Consider the following 16,885-nt stretch of genomic DNA (forward strand, 5'->3'; position numbering starts at 1 on the left):
TTATGGATGATACCAGCTCCTTTTTCGATACTGTGACTTGGATTATTACCATTGCTGTTCTAGCAGCAATTCTATTACCGCAAATGTTCAAAATTCTTCGTGAATACGAACGCGCTGTAATCTTTCGGCTCGGTAAATACCTTAAAACTAAAGGACCAGGACTTATTTTCTTGATCCCTTTTATTGATAAAATTGAGAGAGTAGACCTTCGCGTCCTAACGATTAATGTAGACCGACAAGAGGTCATAACAAAAGATAATGTTACTGTTCATGTTGATGCCATAACCTTCTTTCGCGTAGTGGATGCCGAAGAAGCAATTATCCAGGTAGAACGTTACATCGAAGCTACCTCTTGGCTAGCCCAGACTACACTCAGAAGCATTGTAGGACAGGTAGAATTAGATGAACTATTGGCAAATCGTGACAAAATTAATAAAAAGATCCAAGGCATTATTGATCGGCAAACCGACCCATGGGGTATAAAAGTAACGGCTGTTGAAGTTAAGGATGTGGTTCTACCAGAAAATATGAAACGTGCCATGGCCCGCCAGGCCGAAACAGAGCGAGACCGTCGAGCGAAAGTTATTAATGCCGAAGGCGAATACCAGGCTGCCGAAAGACTCGTGGAGGCTGCTACTATGATGCAAGAGACCCCAATGGCTCTGCAGCTGCGTTACTTGCAAACAATGAGTGAAGTCAGTGAAGAAAATGCAACGTTTGCCCTGCTTCCGTTACCTCTTGAAATAATGGAAGCCTTCAAAAGTATGGCGAATACTACCAACCCCTCGCCTGATGAATAACGGTTAATCACTAAAAGGGCATTGGGGTAAGCCGTGTCCTTTTAGTTAGTTCATAAACAACATCAAAACCCCTTTATTACTTAGTCTCTACCCAATGTCCTGTTAAGCAAATGATTCCACACCTTAGTACGCATATCAAAAGAGGGCTCAAACTGTTCAAAACCAATTACCTTGGTCGAATCTTCGTTAAAAATAAGCCTGTAATTCCACACAAAAGGTGCAGGCTCATCAGTAAGCCACAAATCGGAACGGCCAAAACGAAGATCATGCACCAAAAGAGTAGGGGAGTTTTTCTCAACAGCGTAATAGCCTTGTGAGAACCATTTCAGTCGTTCGACAGGAAGCTGTCCTTTGTAGGGTCTCAAAAGCTGTTCATTTTGAGGAATGGACTTAAAGTTAAGATTCTGATCATCATCAAATATTGAATACAGAGCCGTATACAACGTATCCCCCTCCTCAGCATAGCCTGTCCATAAGAAAATGCTAAAGGGAGCAGGAGTAGTCATATACCTTTCGGGAGAGATATTCTGTTTGGCAAAATTTTGGGTATAAACTTGATCTACGTGTGCTTTTATCCCAAAACTCACTACCAGATATAACGAACTTATTGCTAAGCCCGTGGTATTGACCCATCTTCTCTTATTACTATTCCTTCTCAAAAACAGGGTAATACCAATTCCTGCCATAAGGGGCAGCGTATAAAAAGGATCAATGATAAAAATAGAATTAAAACTCAGCGAATAGTTGCTAAATGGTTGAAGCACCTGCGTGCCGTAGCTCGTGCAAACATCGATAAAGATATGCGTTATAATAACCATAAATGCCAACACCGACCACTCTCTCCTGCTTACCTCCGACTGTTTATAGTAACGACCCAATAACCATCCAAATATTGGAGCAGCAACAACACAAAAAAATAACGAATGGGTAAGCCCCCGATGAATGGCCAGCGCTTGCACCTCGGAAACAAAAGGTGACGCAAGCACATCCAGGTCGGGCAAGAGTCCAAAAAGTGCGCCCCAAGCTGCTGCTTTATTACCAACTTTTTTCCCTAATACAGCTTCACCAACTGCCGCGCCAAGCGTAATTTGGGTAACAGTATCCATCTAAATTATTTAAAGCCTTTAACAGATCAGTTTTTAATTTGCAGAAAACCAGTAGGTGAATTTAACACTAAAGATATTATCACCTGTCTCACCCAACGCATTTACCAGGTCTCCGGGTTCCACAAAACGATTTCTTTCTTCCTCTGTAAATCGATTTTGTTGCCAAACAAGAAAAAAGGTACTGCCTGGGCGCCATTGATATCGTAAAACCAAACTACTTCGAAAGGATTTCACTAAGAAATCTCTGTCCGGCACCTCAAATCTCGAACCATTTCTCTTGATTACATAATCTCCTTTTGCATTTCTGCTATCAATATTATAGCGATCTAATTTATACGATTTAGCTGAAGGTAATTCGCCCGGTTTATAATAGTCGCCGGTCGACACAAATGGCTCGGCATATAGCTCAAGCGTTAAATCTGGTGAAAAGGCATAGTTTACGCGCGTCTGTAATGATAAAGTAGAGCGGTTGATATTCGAAAAAACATACCGTTTGCCATAAGTTTGGGCACTCCCACCTGATAGAGTTGTAATATATTGACGGGTATTTTTTTGCCGTGAATAACGTGGCTCTATTTCAAATTCCCAACGGTCGCCCGAACTCACCCGTATAGAAGGACTTATTGCAACTTCCCATCCACCAAACTCATCTTCTTCATAGCGTCCAAAAACCTCTCCAAAGATATTATCACTGCGATTAGTAAATATTCCGCCAAAAATACTATACTTCTCCGGAGATCCCATTAGCGGGCCACCTCTTGTTAACCTATCGCTCATAGTCCTCGGGCTGTATCTTACATTAAAAAATGTTCTCCAGAAATTGGCCCATTGGATATTGCTGTCAAATCCGAACCTATTTTCTCGTTGGGTACCACCGTAGTTCCAGGCTCCATCCCAGCTAATTTCAAACCTATACGACTGATACCATGAACTGGGATCATTTTCACGATAGGTTAGCTCGCCCGTGGTAGAAATGTTATCAGCTCGAAACAAAATACCGGTATCATTAAGATCAAAGCCCGGTGATTTAACTTTTACCCCCGCTTCCCAGAGCCAATGCTTCCCGGCATTTTTAGAAATTTCCAGTGTCCCCCGATAGCCTGAAAGATTTGTTTGGGTGGAATCGAGACTAAGGTGTGAGGCATCAGGCCGTTGATAATAGCGAGCACTCGATTGTTGGGCATTTAAGATAGCATCTGTCGAGCCAGATATATAACTGAATCCGGCATCACCGGACACTTCGTATTTTCCATCCTCAAATCTGAGGTTCCAATCAGATCCACCTGTAAAAGCGGTTTCATTAAGCAGACTATTCAACTTAGTATTTTTTTCTAAATCTCGATATACCCCAGTCATTATAAAGCCTACTGTTGAAGTATACTCTCCAAATTCTTGTTGAGACCTAAGCACCCCATATGCTGTTGTTGGCTCAACAGTTACTTCATCATAGCTATCAGTATCTGCATTATATACTTCTGCTTTTTCCCGTGCTGTTACAGTGCCCAAACCGCCAACAGAAAGGCCGGAAGGAAATCGCCCTGTTATTTTTGATGCTCCAATGATAGAAGTATTTGATATCTCCTCTGCAAAGTCAATATTACTATCCCCTGAAGGACGTAAAGAGGGGGCAGCACCAACACGCCTTGAGTAGAAATAGCGGTCCGAACGTCCACCACCGGATAAAGCCCGAAATAGTTGCTGATTTTGAGTAAAAAATGGCCTTTTTTCCTCAAAAAAGGTCTCAAATGCGGATAAATTCACCTGTGCAGGGTCGGCTTCTACTTGCCCGAAATCAGGATTTATAGTTCCGTCAATCTTTAAATTCGGGCCCAGTCCAATTTTAAAGTCACCACCAAACCGGCCTTGCCAGTTTACATCTTTGCTGAAGGGATTGTCAGAATCAGGATCGCCCTTCAATAAGGTGCTTCCTGCTACGTAAGGCACAAACTCTATTTGGCGTTTTTGTGATATATTCTCAATTCCAGTAAGTAAGCCAAAGCGTGAAGCCCACCCATTTTCATCTTGAGGAACCATCACCCAAAAAGAATCTTCATTTTTCTGCGGGATGTATCTATTAATATTTAATCCCCAACGCTGTTTTTTACTATCACTATATCTAAGCTGGGAAAATGGAATGCGAATTTCTGTTGTCCATCCTTTACTATCAATATGGCTTTTTGTCTCCCAAACGGGATTATATGAATAATCTCTATTACGGTAACTCATCTCATCTTCAGGCTGAAAATAATCAGCTCTCACACTAGACGCCGATACGGCAAAACTCCGGGAAGTCCGCCGATCCAGATAGGTATCCAATGAAATGATTAACCGTTCTGAGTTGCCCATATTATCCCGACGACTCAGTTGGGCTTTTATCTTATCTGGATTATCACTATACATGCGGGCTCCTATGTATAAAGCATCATCGCTGTAAACAAAAGCCACCTTTGTTGCAGATGTAGCCTCTGCCCCCTCATTGGGTTCTCGTTGGGTAAATCCCGAAGTATATGAAGCTTTCTTCCATATCTCTTCCTCCAGTTGCCCATCCAAGGTAATATTTTGCTCTTCTATATTATGGGCTTTTACATTTCTGTTATTTGCTATGGTATTTGAAGATGGTGGTTCTTGTGATTGGGCTAATAACGGAATATTAGTAATCAGAAGAAAAACAATTAACAGGGAGCTTAAATAAAATCTCAATATTGTATTCAACGGCACTTTTTATTGTTTTGCACTATTATTCAGCGCATTAAAAATAAGGTATTAACATTTACTGATTTCAATTTTGGGATCAAATCCTGGTAAAACCTCATTAAATTTGTAAAATGCTGATAAACAGCTGTCTGCAAGTTTTATCAGATAATGATATGGTAAAATTCCATTATTAATTGATGTGTTATTGTAGTAGAAGCAATTGAAACTTCAATAATTATTTACTCAGTCCTATATCACGCAAACATTTTAAACGAGCCAGTGCCATAACACTTGGGGCTTCAAGGTCTCCAAACATTCAGCAGCTGTAACGCGATGGATGAAACGGGAACAAGTTTAATTACGGAACTCTTTGGTTCATTCCATACCGATCCAAATGGACTATTTGATCTGCCTAACGGCTTTACCTATAAAATAATTTCAACATATGGAGATAAAGTGAATGATGGATTTTTAGTACCCCACCGTTCCGATAGAATGGCAACATTCCCGGGACCTGGCGGGCCACTATTCTTATTCAGGACCACGGAGTAAATCCTGCAAGTGGGGATGCTTTGGGTAAAGGCTTTAAGCTGACTCATAAATTGCAGAACAATGATTTTTACGAATAGGGAAATGATAATAATCCGGAATAGTGCAGCACTACAACCATCGAAACTGGGATAATACTACACCATTCATGGTATTCAATATTCTCGCTTAAGCTTGGCTATAACAGGGCCTTAGAATAAAAAAAGCTGAATTCAATTTTGCTCATATTATTAAAGGCCCACCAAATAAAGTGGTGGGCCTTTGTAACATACTTCTGGGTTATCCTTCTAACTCTGTTTCACTTTCATAGCTGCCCGCAATAAACCATGCTCCTCCTGCAAGCGCCAGATCTTTAAGCAAGTTAGTCATACTTGGCTGCATTTGCCCTCCAATGACAGCCGGTAAATGAATACTTAATACATATATAAGCAGTAATACACCTAAAAGAATACAGGCAAGGCGTGCCTTTTTCTCAATGATAATACTCACACAGGCAGCTAACATTGCTATCCCTGTCAGGTATACCCAAAAGCTACCTCCTGGTATGGGAACCATTCCTGCCATTTGTCCTGCTTTCATAAAATGGAACAAACCAAAAATGCCAAATGGTAACGCATATAAATAACGACCTATTTTAGAAAACATATCTAAGTGTGTTTAGTTAATGGTTACTTAAAACAATATATGTAATATTTAGTTCAATATTGAACTACTATATATTGAATCATAGCTTCTTCTGTAGCAGCTTATTTTATTTTCAATTATGACGTACTATTAACATTGCAGCGTTGCAATAGGTTTCTTTGCAGTCTTGCAACGAACGGGTTTTAGACTCCTCACTCCAAATTACCTCTCCCAATTACTTTTATCAAAAGTACCCCTCAATACACTTTAAAGGGCCTTTATACGAATAATTTAAAAAAAATTAGATAGTAACCTCATCTTGGAACAGATGTTGTAATAGTATAATCATGAAGACATACAAAACATCTAATAACAAAAACCACCAATTGTTTAATTCTTAAAAAAAGTAAAATTCCAACACACATAGGCTACTATTATGAAACTCACTAATAAACATATCACTTTATTCCTCCTGTCCTTCTTTTTGATGGCGGGATCGGCTTTTGCCCAAGAAACTACTGACCGAGACTTACAATACTTTACCAGTCCAGATCAACGGGGGCTCAATCAATTTGAAGCACCGTTCACTACTGACATTGAATTTGACGGTGTACAAGTTCGAATGGGCGGATCAAATGCTCTTCAATTCCAGGGCTTAACTCAAGATAATGATGCCAATGGGCTTACAACACTTGAGTCCAACTTCAACCTTGCTACTTCAAACCTAGATCTTGATGTGGGATTGGCAAATGGACTTCGCATGCACTTGCGTACATATTTGACATCTCAACACCATACAGAGGCATATGTAAAGAGCGGATATATGCAGGTGGATCGCCTTGACTTCATCCAGGAAGGGCTCTTGGGAGGCTTAATGGATAACGTGCGTATAAAAGTAGGTCACATGGAGCTTAACTACGGTGACAATCACTTTAGAAGAAGTGACAATGGTTCTGCGATCCATAATCCTTTTGTAGGCAACTATATAATGGACTCCTTTACTACAGAAGTAGCGGGTGAGATCTATTATTACTCTGGAGATCTATTTGGGATGATCGGTGTTAGTAATGGTAAACTGAACCAACATGTTACTGATAAAGCATCAAATGGCTTTAAAACACATGCTACCATTTATGGTAAGCTTGGATTTGACAGCCAGATCAATGAAGATATGCGATTCCGTCTGACCGGTTCTATCCTGAATGTAAGTCAATCTGCGTCCATCTACCTGTATTCAGGTGACCGTGCAGGATCCAGATACTACTCTGTTATGGATGACGGTTTCCGTGCCGGCCGATTTGCACCTAGCTTCACTCCCGGATATGGACAGCCTCCTGCTCCCGGTGAAATGACTGCTATCATGATTAACCCATTCCTTAAGTATAATGGACTTGAGTTCTACGGTGTATTTGAAAGCACCAGTGGTAACATCAAAGGCAACGACAGCCGTAACTTTACCCAATACGGTGCCGAGCTTCTTTATCGCTTTGGAGCAGAAGAAGACTTCTACCTAGGCGGCCGTTATAACTTAGTAAGCGGTGAAATGACCAGTGGAGACATCGACATCGACCGAATCAATATCGGCGGCGGATGGTTCCTCACCAAAAACGTAATGGCTAAGCTTGAGTATGTATCTCAAACGTACGACGGAGATGGATATACTGGCACCAAGTATGACGGAGGTAGCTTTAACGGTGTCATGATGGAAGCCATAATTAGTTTCTAAGCATAGACAATAAACTGCCATAACCTCTAGGTTGGTTTATTTTATCCCTAATGCGGTATCGTCATTGACCTGGCGATACCGCTTTTTTATTGCCCCTCTTTAACAACAATCACTTTAGTTATTTTAAAGAAAAGCACTGATTGTTAGCTAATAATTAGCTTCTCTGCTTTAGCTCTTCATTAGGTATATCTACCTACCCTTTCTACACCTTGAAAATCACAGAATTAAGGTACGTCTCGGTATTCAAATAATAATTGAGTAATAGGTAAAACAAACACAAAAAAGTTTAAGTTGTATGTGATTCAGCAAAGCTACTAACGAAAAACATCCATGATGTATGCCTCCGATTGGGGTTTACCTCAATCATTGGTTTATCGGTGGGGTGTACAGGACAAAGTTCACACCATAGCTACTTCCTACAGAAGCTGATTATATAATTTTGTAAGCTCTTCTGCACAGATCGAACTCCATCGCGCCTAAGCTGAGAAAACTATACTTAGCATGAGACGAGTATTTTTTTCGAAAAGCTATTGATATCTCAGGCAAGACAGGTGAAAGGTTTTTCTATTTATGGACAACCAAAAAAACTGTTCTCTATCTGAATTATGTCAAAGGTATTTTGGAGTATTAGTCTGAAATATAAATTATCACTGGTTAACATGGCAACATTGTCATACAATCACATTCTGTTTATTTAAACTTTGAATAAGGATACGCAGTGGATCTGGAAAACCTCAACCAAACGGTATTACTTCGCATGTATTCATTGTTTTCTTTGGGTGAAAACCTTGCGTTGAGATAAGCCGTTAGTTGGCATTACCTATTCCATTTCGATCAGAGCTTCTAAAATGTCTCTGAGGCGTTAAGCAAGAAGGCAAATACCTATCTACTATTCAAAGCTTGAGCTGAAAAAGTAATTCCTGAGATAAATACCTTGGGGACTTTTTAATACAATTAAAAATAACTGCTATTGATCAGACAGGATGGAAATTTGCAACTTAATTTTATCAATAAGTTCTTGAAAGTTAAGTGGCTTAACCACGAAGTCGTGAGCTCCAGAGAGAAGTGCCTGTTGTGTTACATCCACTTCGGCGTAGGTGCTCATAATTATGATACGAACTTGAGGGTCATTCTCTTTAAGAAAATGTAAAAAACCTTTTGAACCCAGAAGATGGCTGTCAATAACAACCACCCCAATAGATTTAGAAAGTAATATCTCTTTTGCTTCTATATCACCCTCTGCTACCCTACACTCAAATCCCTCTTCCTCTAATACCAGATGCAGAGACTCTCGAACGGCCTCTTCTTCATTGATAATAAGAATTGAGTGGGGACACATGGATCTATTGTTAGCATTAGCAATTACCGGTTTATACTATTTACTAATGCAATTATAAGACCAGCTTTAAACGATAATACTAACTTTTTTGAAATCCCTGCTTAATAACTCTCTATGCACATTAGAAGTTTTTTAAATATTAAAGACATCCTCATTACAGAAGCACAGCCTTGCAGTTGTGCATGAATAGCAGATACCCGTTTGCACTCATGCAACCTTTCAAACCCACCTCATCCTCTTTAGTCAGCAAACTGACAAAATCCACCTTCAGGCCTCACAAGCGTGCACTTTCTATAAATTAATATCTTGTTTTTGCAAGCATGTTTGGTATAGAGTTTGCAGTAATAATAGTAACAACAAGCCAACACATAGAATAAAAAAAGAAGCCATTATGAAATCTTTACTTACCAACTTAGTTTTGATGTTATTTGTAATCACAGGATCACTCACAGCCCAATCAACAGATTATGTATTACTGGACAAAAGCACCATGAAAATTGATGGTACTTCTACCATTCATGATTGGACATCTGAAGTCGAAGAGATCAACACTACTATTAACATAGATAAAGAAGCACTTAAAGAAGACTCCGTTACTACTCCTGTACAGTCTTTTTCTATGAGCATTCCGGTTGAGTCAATAGAAAGTGGGAAAGGAGGCATGAACAAAAAAACCTATAAAGCATTAAACGAAAAAGACCATCCTAATATCACGTTTAAGCTCACTTCTACTGAGGTGTTAAACTATAACTCCTCCTCTTCAGAAATGGATCTGAATGTTACCGGTGAATTAAATATCGCTGGCACTACCCAAACAATTTCTTTGCCAGTAGATGGCAGTATAGAGGATGAAGAAACCTATAAATTTACAGGGAGCTATGAGCTCAACATGAAAGATTATAATGTTGATCCCCCATCTGCCGTTTTTGGAACGATAAAGAGTGGAGAAAAGGTTACTATTTCCTTTGAACTATACTTCGCTGCTAATAATCCAATGTAAATAATCACTACTCAAGTTGCGTCTCACTCCATATAAAATACAGCTATATATGATGTTCAAATCAGCTGGTTCGCTCATAATCATCCTTTTGTTATTAATACCCTCTTGGAGTGGGGCGCAATCTCTACCTGGTGAGCTTACTATTGCTAGAGGCGGGAAAATATGGATCGAGGGGACGGCAGGTCCCGTTGATTTTAACTGCCAAGCTCAAGAACTCTCAGGACAGGGGCAAATCACCAACACTTCTGATCCCCAGTCAACCATAAGAGAAAACGGCAAAGTAAATATTTCCGTTTCTTTGCCTGTGCATTCGCTTGACTGTGGCAAGAAAGCCATGAATAGTGATATGTACAGTGCTCTTAAAGCTGAGAGGCACCCTTCCATCACCTATCAGTTACTAGAAGCCACCCTTGACAAAGAGGCTAAAGCGGATACTGGAAGCTGGATGCCCATTGTAACACGTGGGATTATGAATATTGCCGGCGTTGCCGACACTACAGAGATCGTAGTAAGTGGAAAAGTACTTGATAACGATCATTTCCAGGTTAAAGGGAACAAGATGCTGAATATGGATACCTATAATATTGACCCTCCCAGTAAAATGTTTGGGCTTATTCGTGCCGATAAAAAGCTGGATTTACACTTTAATGTTACCGTAGCGCTTAGGTCTAAAAGTAAGTAGTGGATTAATCAGATAGTCCCAGACGTTCCATTTTACGGTACAGTGTGGAAGGATCAATTCCCAACAGGCGTGCGGCCTCAGATTTATTCCCTTCAGTTCGTTTAAGCATACTTTTAATGTGATGCTTTTCGAATACACGTACGGCCTGATCCAGTTTCTCGCTGTCCAAATTTATGTCTTCAGAACCCGAAGCGTCTCTAATGGATGCAGGCAAATCCTCTAGCTGCAAATAATTACTATCACTTAAAAGAACCGACCGCTCTATCACATTTTCCAGCTCTCGAACTTGTCCCTTCCATTGGTAAGCCATCATCGCGCTCATTGCTTCACTTGAAATACCCTTGAGATTCCTTTTCAGCTCTTTATTATATTTCTTTAAAAAGTGATGAGCTAAAAGAGGGATATCATCACGTCGCTGCTGTAGGGGAGGCAAGGGAAGCTCAACTACATTGAGACGATAATACAGATCATCCCGAAAGTTTCCTTTTTCAACCTCCTCTTCCAGATTCTGATTTGTAGCAGATATGATGCGAGTATCAAAGTTCAGCGTTTTATTTGAGCCTACCGGTTTTACTTCCCGCTCTTGAAGTACCCGTAACAAATTCACTTGTAAGTTGAGTGGAATCTCTGCGATTTCATCTAAAAATACAGTACCTCCATTGGCTGCAACAAAAACACCATCTTTATCTGCTGATGCCCCAGTAAAAGCCCCTTTTTTGTGGCCAAAAAGCTCAGATTCAACAAGATCTTCTGGAATAGCCCCACAATTTATTGCCAAAAACGGTTTATCTGAACGGTCACTGCTGGAATGAATGGCTCTTGCAACCAACTCTTTGCCAGTTCCACTTTGGCCTGTTACCAATACATTACTATTAGCACTACTAACCCTTTCAACCATTTTATAAACTTTTTTCATGGCATCACTTTCGCCAATTATATGATTGAAGTTATACTCTTGATCGATCTGCTCCCGTAGATACTTATTCTCTTGTATTACATTCTTATGCTCAAGCAGGTTTTCTATACGTATGAGCACCTCATCAAAGTCCAGCGGTTTTAATATATAGTCTGCGGCCCCTTTGCGGAGTGCACTAATAGCCGTTTCGATGGTAGCATGAGCAGTAATAATTATAGTCAAGGTATCCGAAGAATTCTGAAGGGCATACTCTAATACATCAAGACCACTTTCATTGGGCATTTTTAAATCTGAAATAATGATATCAAAGCTGTTCTCATCAATGGCTTGTATAGCTTCTTTTCCATCCTTAACAGCTATACAGTTGTAGCCCTCATCTTCGAGGACAATAGTAAGTGATTCTCTGATACTTGTTTCATCATCTGCTACTAAAATTGATCCTGTCATATCTTTATTTTTTTATCGGTAATTCAATAATAAATGTTGCCCCTTCACCCGGCTGTGACTCTACCCAGATAGTGCCATCCATCTTGTTGATGATGCCATGACTTACGGAAAGTCCGAGTCCTGTTCCACTGCCTACTTCTTTAGTAGTAAAGAACGGCTCAAATATACGGGATTGTTCTTCTTCTTTTATTCCTTTTCCAACATCTGCTACTTCTATTCTAATATTATTTTCTTCTCGGCATGTAGTTATGATAACCTTAGGATCAGAAACCTCTTCCATTGCATCTACTGCATTAAGAAATAAATTTACCAATACTTGGTGTATTTGGTCGGGCACACAACTAATAGCAGGAAGGTTACTTTCCAGATTCATTTCAAACTCCACATTTCGACATCGAGCATCATGTTGTAATAGCCCAACAGCAGAATTGATCTCCTCATTTATCTGTACGTTCTCTGTTTGCATGCTAGATGGACGAGAAAAGTCTACCAAGTCACGAACAATCTTATTAATTCGCTGTATGTGGTCACGGACTTTTTTAAGCTGATCTTGTAAAAAGTCATCATCAGTTTTACGCTGACACACCTGCACAAGTGAAGAGATCGCAGTTAGCGGATTTCCAACCTCATGTGCAACCCCGGCAGCCATATGTCCTACAGTAGCCAACCGCTCAGACTGTTGGATCTGCTCTTCACGCATTTTAATATCAGTAAGGTCTCGTAATATCTGTGAACGGCCTACAATTTCATCATTCTCATTCCTGATAAATGACTCTGTTAAGTTAACCAATTTCTTTTCACCTTTATTAGTTAGCCGCTCGGTCTCATAGTTACGAACATGCCCCTTGTACTTGAGCCCAAACTCAATGCATTCTAGTTCTTGCATAGCTATTAATTCATCAGGTACAATATAGGAGATGGGCTTGCCAATAATCTCATCGCGCTCCCAGCCCAACATCTCTTCGGCTCCCTGGTTCCAAGAGGTAATTACCTTTTCTTCATCAATAGCAATAATAGCATCAGCAGAATGCTCAATAATATCTCTGTAACGCAACTTTGTAGCCCTAAGTCGGTCCTCATAATATTCCCGGTAATTGTATACCGTCCATGCGGCCCATAGCATAAGTACGAGAGCGACAGTAACACCTCTGCTAAAATAAAGCCACTGCATCATCTGCGACGAGGTTTCACTCAACAGAGTCTGATGAATAATCTCGAAAACTCCAAAACCGATACCTATAATAATCAACGAAGTAAACATGAGGTATCCCACTCGTGCTTCTCGTAAAAAGCGAAGGATTTCTTTCATCTTCGAATTGCTAACTTTCAGTTTAATTTCCTGGTCTGTATTACTACCAACTACCTAATAACCTTCGTACTAATACGATTTGACCAATATGATAAGCATTATGATCGACAATTAGCATCGCTTCCCGAAATAATGTTTGCCCTTCTCCATGAGTAAAAACCTTTTGCAGTTCACCCTCTGAATTTCGAATCAGAGATTTCATTTCATCTATGCCCTCTCGTACTTTTTCCACTGATGCTTGCAACTCCACTTCGCTATTCGGCGATGAGCTTTCTGGCCAATACTCATCCGGCCATTCCATTTCTTCATATTCTGGATTCTTACAAAACTCCAGTATATCATCTTGGGCTATTCGAATATGTTCGATGAGTTCCCATATAGTATGAGGAACACCCTCTACACTAATACCAGCCTGTTTATACGTTATTCCCTGCACCGCTTGGTTGAAGTCCACATGGGCATTACCGCCATTAAGCTGTTCAAGAAGAAGCGCATTAACAGATTTCTTAACCATAGCTGATATAAAATTAATGAAGAGTGTACTACCAATATTATCTAACAAGGTAATAGGAGATATTAATCGATATCAAACAGAAAAAGAAGGGAAAAAATATCAATTTGATCTAAAAACGAGAGGGCAAAAAAGAAAAGCCCTGCAAGTGCAGAGCTTTTTTTCAAGTAACTATTTACAATATACGATGATTATCCTATACAGAACAACTATTTCTTAAATACATCATTTAATATATAAGTAATATATAACTATATGCATATATTTATAAGACTAACCTATTATTAATAATAATATCTAAGAAAAATTATGGTAGTGAAATAATAAACTTTTAATATCTGTTTGTGCGTAATAAGGATTAACAAATCTCATCGAGAAGCAGCTAACTAAAACTTAGTAAAAGAAGAAGGCTATATCCTTTTCGTTGAGCAAGAGAAAAACGGACACAGAATGTACTGCGGTTTAGCAATAGTAAAAGGCAGGGACCAAACTCTTGAACAGAATAGAAATAAAAAAAGCTCTGCCGATGCAGAGCTTTTTTTGAAATCACTGTACACAATATACGGTTATTGTCCCATACAGAGCAACTATATTCTCTATTTGCTACCCAATATATAAGCAATGTGTAACTAATAGGAATTTATAGCAGATTAACCTATAAGCAAGGTGAAGAATTAGTACCAAATATAGAAGTATACTAGTAAACTAAACGTCTATTTTTGTGCTTAAATAGTATCAAATCATTTTTGGTAAGGGTAAATTTACTAAAGGATAAGCGATAGCTACACCCTTCATTAAATAAGGGGAAAAAGAGTATTGCGATTAAGCAATAACAAAAGGAGGGGAATCGAACTTATGGATGGGTAAAAAAATAGCAAAAGCCCTGCAGTAGCAGAGCTTTTTTCGAATCACTATTTACAATATATGCAAAATACCCCATACGGAACAACTATTTCTCCCATGTACTGCCTATTATATAACTAATCTATAATTAAAAATTATTAAGCTTTTTGTAATATGTAGTTATTATTACCTTCTAGATTAACATTTGGAAAAGTAATTAATCTTCAAAAAGCAGTAATTGTTCACGATGCCCAAACAAGTTGGCGATTTAGTACTATATTCAGTTGATGATCTGCATGAACAGCTGGGGCTTAGTAAAATGACGATCCGAGCATACCTGAGAGATGGTAAAATTCGTGCACGGAAACTAGGAGTAAAATGGTACGTCACGGAAGATGCATTGCGAGAGTACTTTGGAGAGTCATCCAGATCCAACTCAACAAAAGCCCCCAAAAAACCGAAAAATTATCGCTATGTTGTCAAAGGAATTAATGACTTGGTGAGTGAACAGGAGGAGTGTGCAACTATACAGGAAACAATTAACTGTATTGAAGAGCAAGCTATTGTAAGCTTATTTCAGGTAGCAATTATGAACCAGGATACCGATGAGGTAGTAGAACTAATTAAGGCCCGGGATTTCCTAGAACGCCATCAATAAAAAGTATGGGTTATAATACAGCCGGAACCTAAGCTAATTGCCCATCCTCCTTCATTAATTAATACGAAATATTTACTAATACACACTTAATTACCCTATGCTCGAAAAAGAAGATACAAAACTTGAAATTTTTGGTTTTGGCGATGAAGAAGCTAAAGAAGACACTTTTTATTGTCTGGTTAACACCGTCAAAAGTCCAGATGGTATCGACCTTGAAAAACTTTCAAATGCCGATCCCCGAAAGTTTGATGAAGTGCTCAACGAAATGGGCTGTATACTGCTTTTACGAGGTGACGAAGTAGAAGAACTTATTAATCGGGGAGATATATCTGACTCAGATCTCCATAAATCGATCTATGAGTTAGCAGTAGAAGAGGAGATTATATCTTAACTAGAAGTTCAGAACGTGATACCTAAATATTAAATGGTTGGTGCTGTTGCCACCAGTGCCAGGTTCGCAGTAAAGCTATTACCGTTTTACCATCAGTAATTTCACCGCTGTGTACCATATTCACAGCATCCTGAAATGGTATGCGTTCTGTTATTAAAAATTCATCTTCATCTACCGCTTGCTCAAAAGAAGTAATATCCCAGGCTACATAGCAATGAATTATTTCATCCGAATAGCCAATACCGGGATAGAAATGGCCGACATAATCATACTTTTTACACTGGAGTCCAGCCTCCTCTTTAAGTTCGCGCCGGGCTGTTGAATCAGCCGTTTCATCAGGATCAATTTTTCCGGCCGGGACCTCGTAAAATATTTGCGCCATTGGGTATCGGAATTGGCGGACAAGCATAATATCTCCATTCCCAAATACCGGAACTACCGCCGAGGCGCCGGGGTGTTTAATCCACTCACGGGTTGCTATGGTATCATCAGGAAGTACTACTTCATCAAAATAGAGATGCAGCAGGCGGCCGCTAAAAATTTTAGTGGAGGTAAGAGTTTGCTCAACAAGTTCATGGGAGTCGTTCATAGCAAGATTTTTATGTATCTTTAGCCGTAATTGGATGATCTCCGATTATACATCTAAATAATAACAAAGATATAAGTTTTCGTTGTCCGAAACATTTAACATCGATCAACAAGATTTCGAGGTAAAGCAAGACCTGTTTACATGGTCAAATGCGATCTCATTTTCAAGAATTCTTATCGCCTTACCGATAGTATATCTACACTATACTAATGGCCAGAAAATTACGTGGCTCATAACAGCACTGGTCTTATATGGTATCTTTTCGGATTACCTGGATGGCTATATCGCACGTTTAACAAATAATGTTACTGAATGGGGCAAAATACTGGATCCGGTAGCAGACAAATTCTGCGCCTTTTTCTTGTTTATGTATGCAACCTATATTGGTCTTATCCCACTTTGGTTTCTTCTTATAGAAGTTGCCCGCGACGCTATTATTATGGCGGGGTCGTTATATATACGAAAACTGCGCGGCAAAGTAGCTATGGCGGTAATGTCTGGTAAAATAAGTGTCAATGTATTGGGATTATATTGGCTTTCAGCTTTTTTCTATCCCGAAGCAACTCCAGTTCACCAGATGCTTATGGGAGCATCACTGGCACTTATGTTTTTCTCTTTGTTTGATTATCTTCATCGATTCAATCAAATACGAAAGGGCATTGCATTTAATTAAACCGCCTTTTCAAGTACGATTTACATTT

At 39.4% G+C, this 16,885-nt stretch carries 16 protein-coding genes; 8 read left to right on the top strand and 8 right to left on the bottom strand.

All coding sequences use genetic code 11. The features are described from left to right. Positions 1-2 precede the first annotated feature (2 nt). Positions 3-800: a slipin family protein gene (locus FCN14_RS09510; RefSeq protein ID WP_138431046.1), complete on the top strand. Its 798-nt coding sequence runs from the start codon at positions 3-5 to the stop codon at positions 798-800. Positions 801-880: 80 nt separating this feature from the next. On the opposite strand, the gene FCN14_RS09515 is transcribed toward FCN14_RS09510, so the two are convergent. Both FCN14_RS09515 and FCN14_RS09520 read right to left on the bottom strand, forming a co-directional pair. Then, positions 881-1,906 (bottom strand): metal-dependent hydrolase, encoded by a 1,026-nt coding sequence (locus tag FCN14_RS09515; protein WP_138431047.1) that lies wholly within the window; start codon positions 1,904-1,906, stop codon positions 881-883. Between the two features lie 33 nt (positions 1,907-1,939). Beyond that, a complete protein-coding gene (locus tag FCN14_RS09520) occupies positions 1,940-4,606 on the bottom strand; it encodes a DUF5916 domain-containing protein (RefSeq protein WP_138431048.1) in 2,667 nt (888 codons plus the stop codon). Between the two features lie 285 nt (positions 4,607-4,891). On the opposite strand from FCN14_RS09520, the gene FCN14_RS09525 reads away from it, so the two are divergent. After that, positions 4,892-5,152: an alkaline phosphatase PhoX gene (locus tag FCN14_RS09525; RefSeq protein ID WP_138431049.1), complete on the top strand. Its 261-nt coding sequence runs from the start codon at positions 4,892-4,894 to the stop codon at positions 5,150-5,152. Positions 5,153-5,428: 276 nt separating this feature from the next. On the opposite strand, the gene FCN14_RS09530 is transcribed toward FCN14_RS09525, so the two are convergent. Further along, entirely contained in the window at positions 5,429-5,794 is a 366-nt protein-coding gene (locus FCN14_RS09530) for a DoxX family protein (protein WP_138431050.1), read from the bottom strand. 415 nt (positions 5,795-6,209) lie between these two features. Here FCN14_RS09530 and FCN14_RS09535 point away from each other — a divergent pair, with 415 nt between their 5' ends. After that, positions 6,210-7,499: a hypothetical protein gene (locus FCN14_RS09535; protein WP_138431051.1), complete on the top strand. Its 1,290-nt coding sequence runs from the start codon at positions 6,210-6,212 to the stop codon at positions 7,497-7,499. A gap of 967 nt (positions 7,500-8,466) precedes the next feature. Here the strand turns inward: FCN14_RS09535 and FCN14_RS09540 are convergent. Beyond that, on the bottom strand, positions 8,467-8,838 hold the full coding sequence (locus tag FCN14_RS09540; RefSeq protein ID WP_138431052.1) for a response regulator: 372 nt from the start codon (positions 8,836-8,838) through the stop codon (positions 8,467-8,469). A gap of 391 nt (positions 8,839-9,229) precedes the next feature. On the opposite strand from FCN14_RS09540, the gene FCN14_RS09545 reads away from it, so the two are divergent. Further along, positions 9,230-9,838, top strand: coding sequence for a YceI family protein (locus FCN14_RS09545; protein ID WP_138431053.1), 609 nt, complete (start codon positions 9,230-9,232; stop codon positions 9,836-9,838). A gap of 49 nt (positions 9,839-9,887) precedes the next feature. Continuing rightward, positions 9,888-10,520, top strand: coding sequence for a YceI family protein (locus FCN14_RS09550; RefSeq protein ID WP_138431054.1), 633 nt, complete (start codon positions 9,888-9,890; stop codon positions 10,518-10,520). 4 nt (positions 10,521-10,524) lie between these two features. Here FCN14_RS09550 and FCN14_RS09555 read toward each other — a convergent pair whose 3' ends face one another. From FCN14_RS09555 to FCN14_RS09565, 3 genes are read right to left on the bottom strand one after another with little or no spacing between them, the layout of a single operon-like run. Continuing rightward, entirely contained in the window at positions 10,525-11,883 is a 1,359-nt protein-coding gene (locus tag FCN14_RS09555) for a sigma-54-dependent transcriptional regulator (protein WP_138431055.1), read from the bottom strand. A 4-nt stretch (positions 11,884-11,887) separates the two neighbouring features. Beyond that, on the bottom strand, positions 11,888-13,192 hold the full coding sequence (locus tag FCN14_RS09560) for a two-component system sensor histidine kinase NtrB (protein WP_138431056.1): 1,305 nt from the start codon (positions 13,190-13,192) through the stop codon (positions 11,888-11,890). 43 nt (positions 13,193-13,235) lie between these two features. Continuing rightward, a complete protein-coding gene (locus FCN14_RS09565; protein ID WP_138431057.1) occupies positions 13,236-13,706 on the bottom strand; it encodes a DinB family protein in 471 nt (156 codons plus the stop codon). Positions 13,707-14,793: 1,087 nt separating this feature from the next. Here FCN14_RS09565 and FCN14_RS09570 point away from each other — a divergent pair. Together FCN14_RS09570 and FCN14_RS09575 are read left to right on the top strand one after the other, a co-directional pair. Next, positions 14,794-15,204, top strand: coding sequence for a helix-turn-helix domain-containing protein (locus FCN14_RS09570; protein WP_138431058.1), 411 nt, complete (start codon positions 14,794-14,796; stop codon positions 15,202-15,204). A 97-nt stretch (positions 15,205-15,301) separates the two neighbouring features. Further along, complete coding sequence (locus FCN14_RS09575) at positions 15,302-15,595, top strand: hypothetical protein (RefSeq protein WP_138431059.1); 294 nt, start codon at positions 15,302-15,304, stop codon at positions 15,593-15,595. A 22-nt stretch (positions 15,596-15,617) separates the two neighbouring features. Here FCN14_RS09575 and FCN14_RS09580 read toward each other — a convergent pair whose 3' ends face one another. Continuing rightward, the gene (locus FCN14_RS09580) at positions 15,618-16,184 is read right to left on the bottom strand and encodes an NUDIX domain-containing protein (RefSeq protein WP_138431060.1); all 567 of its coding nucleotides are present in this window, start codon (positions 16,182-16,184) and stop codon (positions 15,618-15,620) included. An 82-nt stretch (positions 16,185-16,266) separates the two neighbouring features. Here FCN14_RS09580 and FCN14_RS09585 point away from each other — a divergent pair, with 82 nt between their 5' ends. After that, the gene (locus FCN14_RS09585) at positions 16,267-16,857 is read left to right on the top strand and encodes a CDP-alcohol phosphatidyltransferase family protein (protein ID WP_138431061.1); all 591 of its coding nucleotides are present in this window, start codon (positions 16,267-16,269) and stop codon (positions 16,855-16,857) included. Positions 16,858-16,885: the final 28 nt, after the last annotated feature.

It is taken from the genome of Fodinibius saliphilus (genome assembly GCF_005869845.1).
Lineage (GTDB): Bacteria > Bacteroidota > Rhodothermia > Balneolales > Balneolaceae > Fodinibius > Fodinibius saliphilus.

Bases quoted from the DNA above. Each gene is read 5' to 3' on its own strand.
- FCN14_RS09555 (WP_138431055.1), bottom strand. From the start codon at position 11,883: ATGACAGGATCAATTTTAGTAGCAGATGATGAAACAAGTATCAGAGAA.
- FCN14_RS09535 (WP_138431051.1), top strand. From the start codon at position 6,210: ATGAAACTCACTAATAAACATATCACTTTATTCCTCCTGTCCTTCTTT.
- FCN14_RS09550 (WP_138431054.1), top strand. From the start codon at position 9,888: ATGATGTTCAAATCAGCTGGTTCGCTCATAATCATCCTTTTGTTATTA.
- FCN14_RS09575 (WP_138431059.1), top strand. From the start codon at position 15,302: ATGCTCGAAAAAGAAGATACAAAACTTGAAATTTTTGGTTTTGGCGAT.
- FCN14_RS09570 (WP_138431058.1), top strand. From the start codon at position 14,794: ATGCCCAAACAAGTTGGCGATTTAGTACTATATTCAGTTGATGATCTG.
- FCN14_RS09530 (WP_138431050.1), bottom strand. From the start codon at position 5,794: ATGTTTTCTAAAATAGGTCGTTATTTATATGCGTTACCATTTGGCATT.
- FCN14_RS09545 (WP_138431053.1), top strand. From the start codon at position 9,230: ATGAAATCTTTACTTACCAACTTAGTTTTGATGTTATTTGTAATCACA.
- FCN14_RS09565 (WP_138431057.1), bottom strand. From the start codon at position 13,706: ATGGTTAAGAAATCTGTTAATGCGCTTCTTCTTGAACAGCTTAATGGC.
- FCN14_RS09580 (WP_138431060.1), bottom strand. From the start codon at position 16,184: ATGAACGACTCCCATGAACTTGTTGAGCAAACTCTTACCTCCACTAAA.
- FCN14_RS09510 (WP_138431046.1), top strand. From the start codon at position 3: ATGGATGATACCAGCTCCTTTTTCGATACTGTGACTTGGATTATTACC.
- FCN14_RS09515 (WP_138431047.1), bottom strand. From the start codon at position 1,906: ATGGATACTGTTACCCAAATTACGCTTGGCGCGGCAGTTGGTGAAGCT.
- FCN14_RS09540 (WP_138431052.1), bottom strand. From the start codon at position 8,838: ATGTGTCCCCACTCAATTCTTATTATCAATGAAGAAGAGGCCGTTCGA.
- FCN14_RS09560 (WP_138431056.1), bottom strand. From the start codon at position 13,192: ATGAAAGAAATCCTTCGCTTTTTACGAGAAGCACGAGTGGGATACCTC.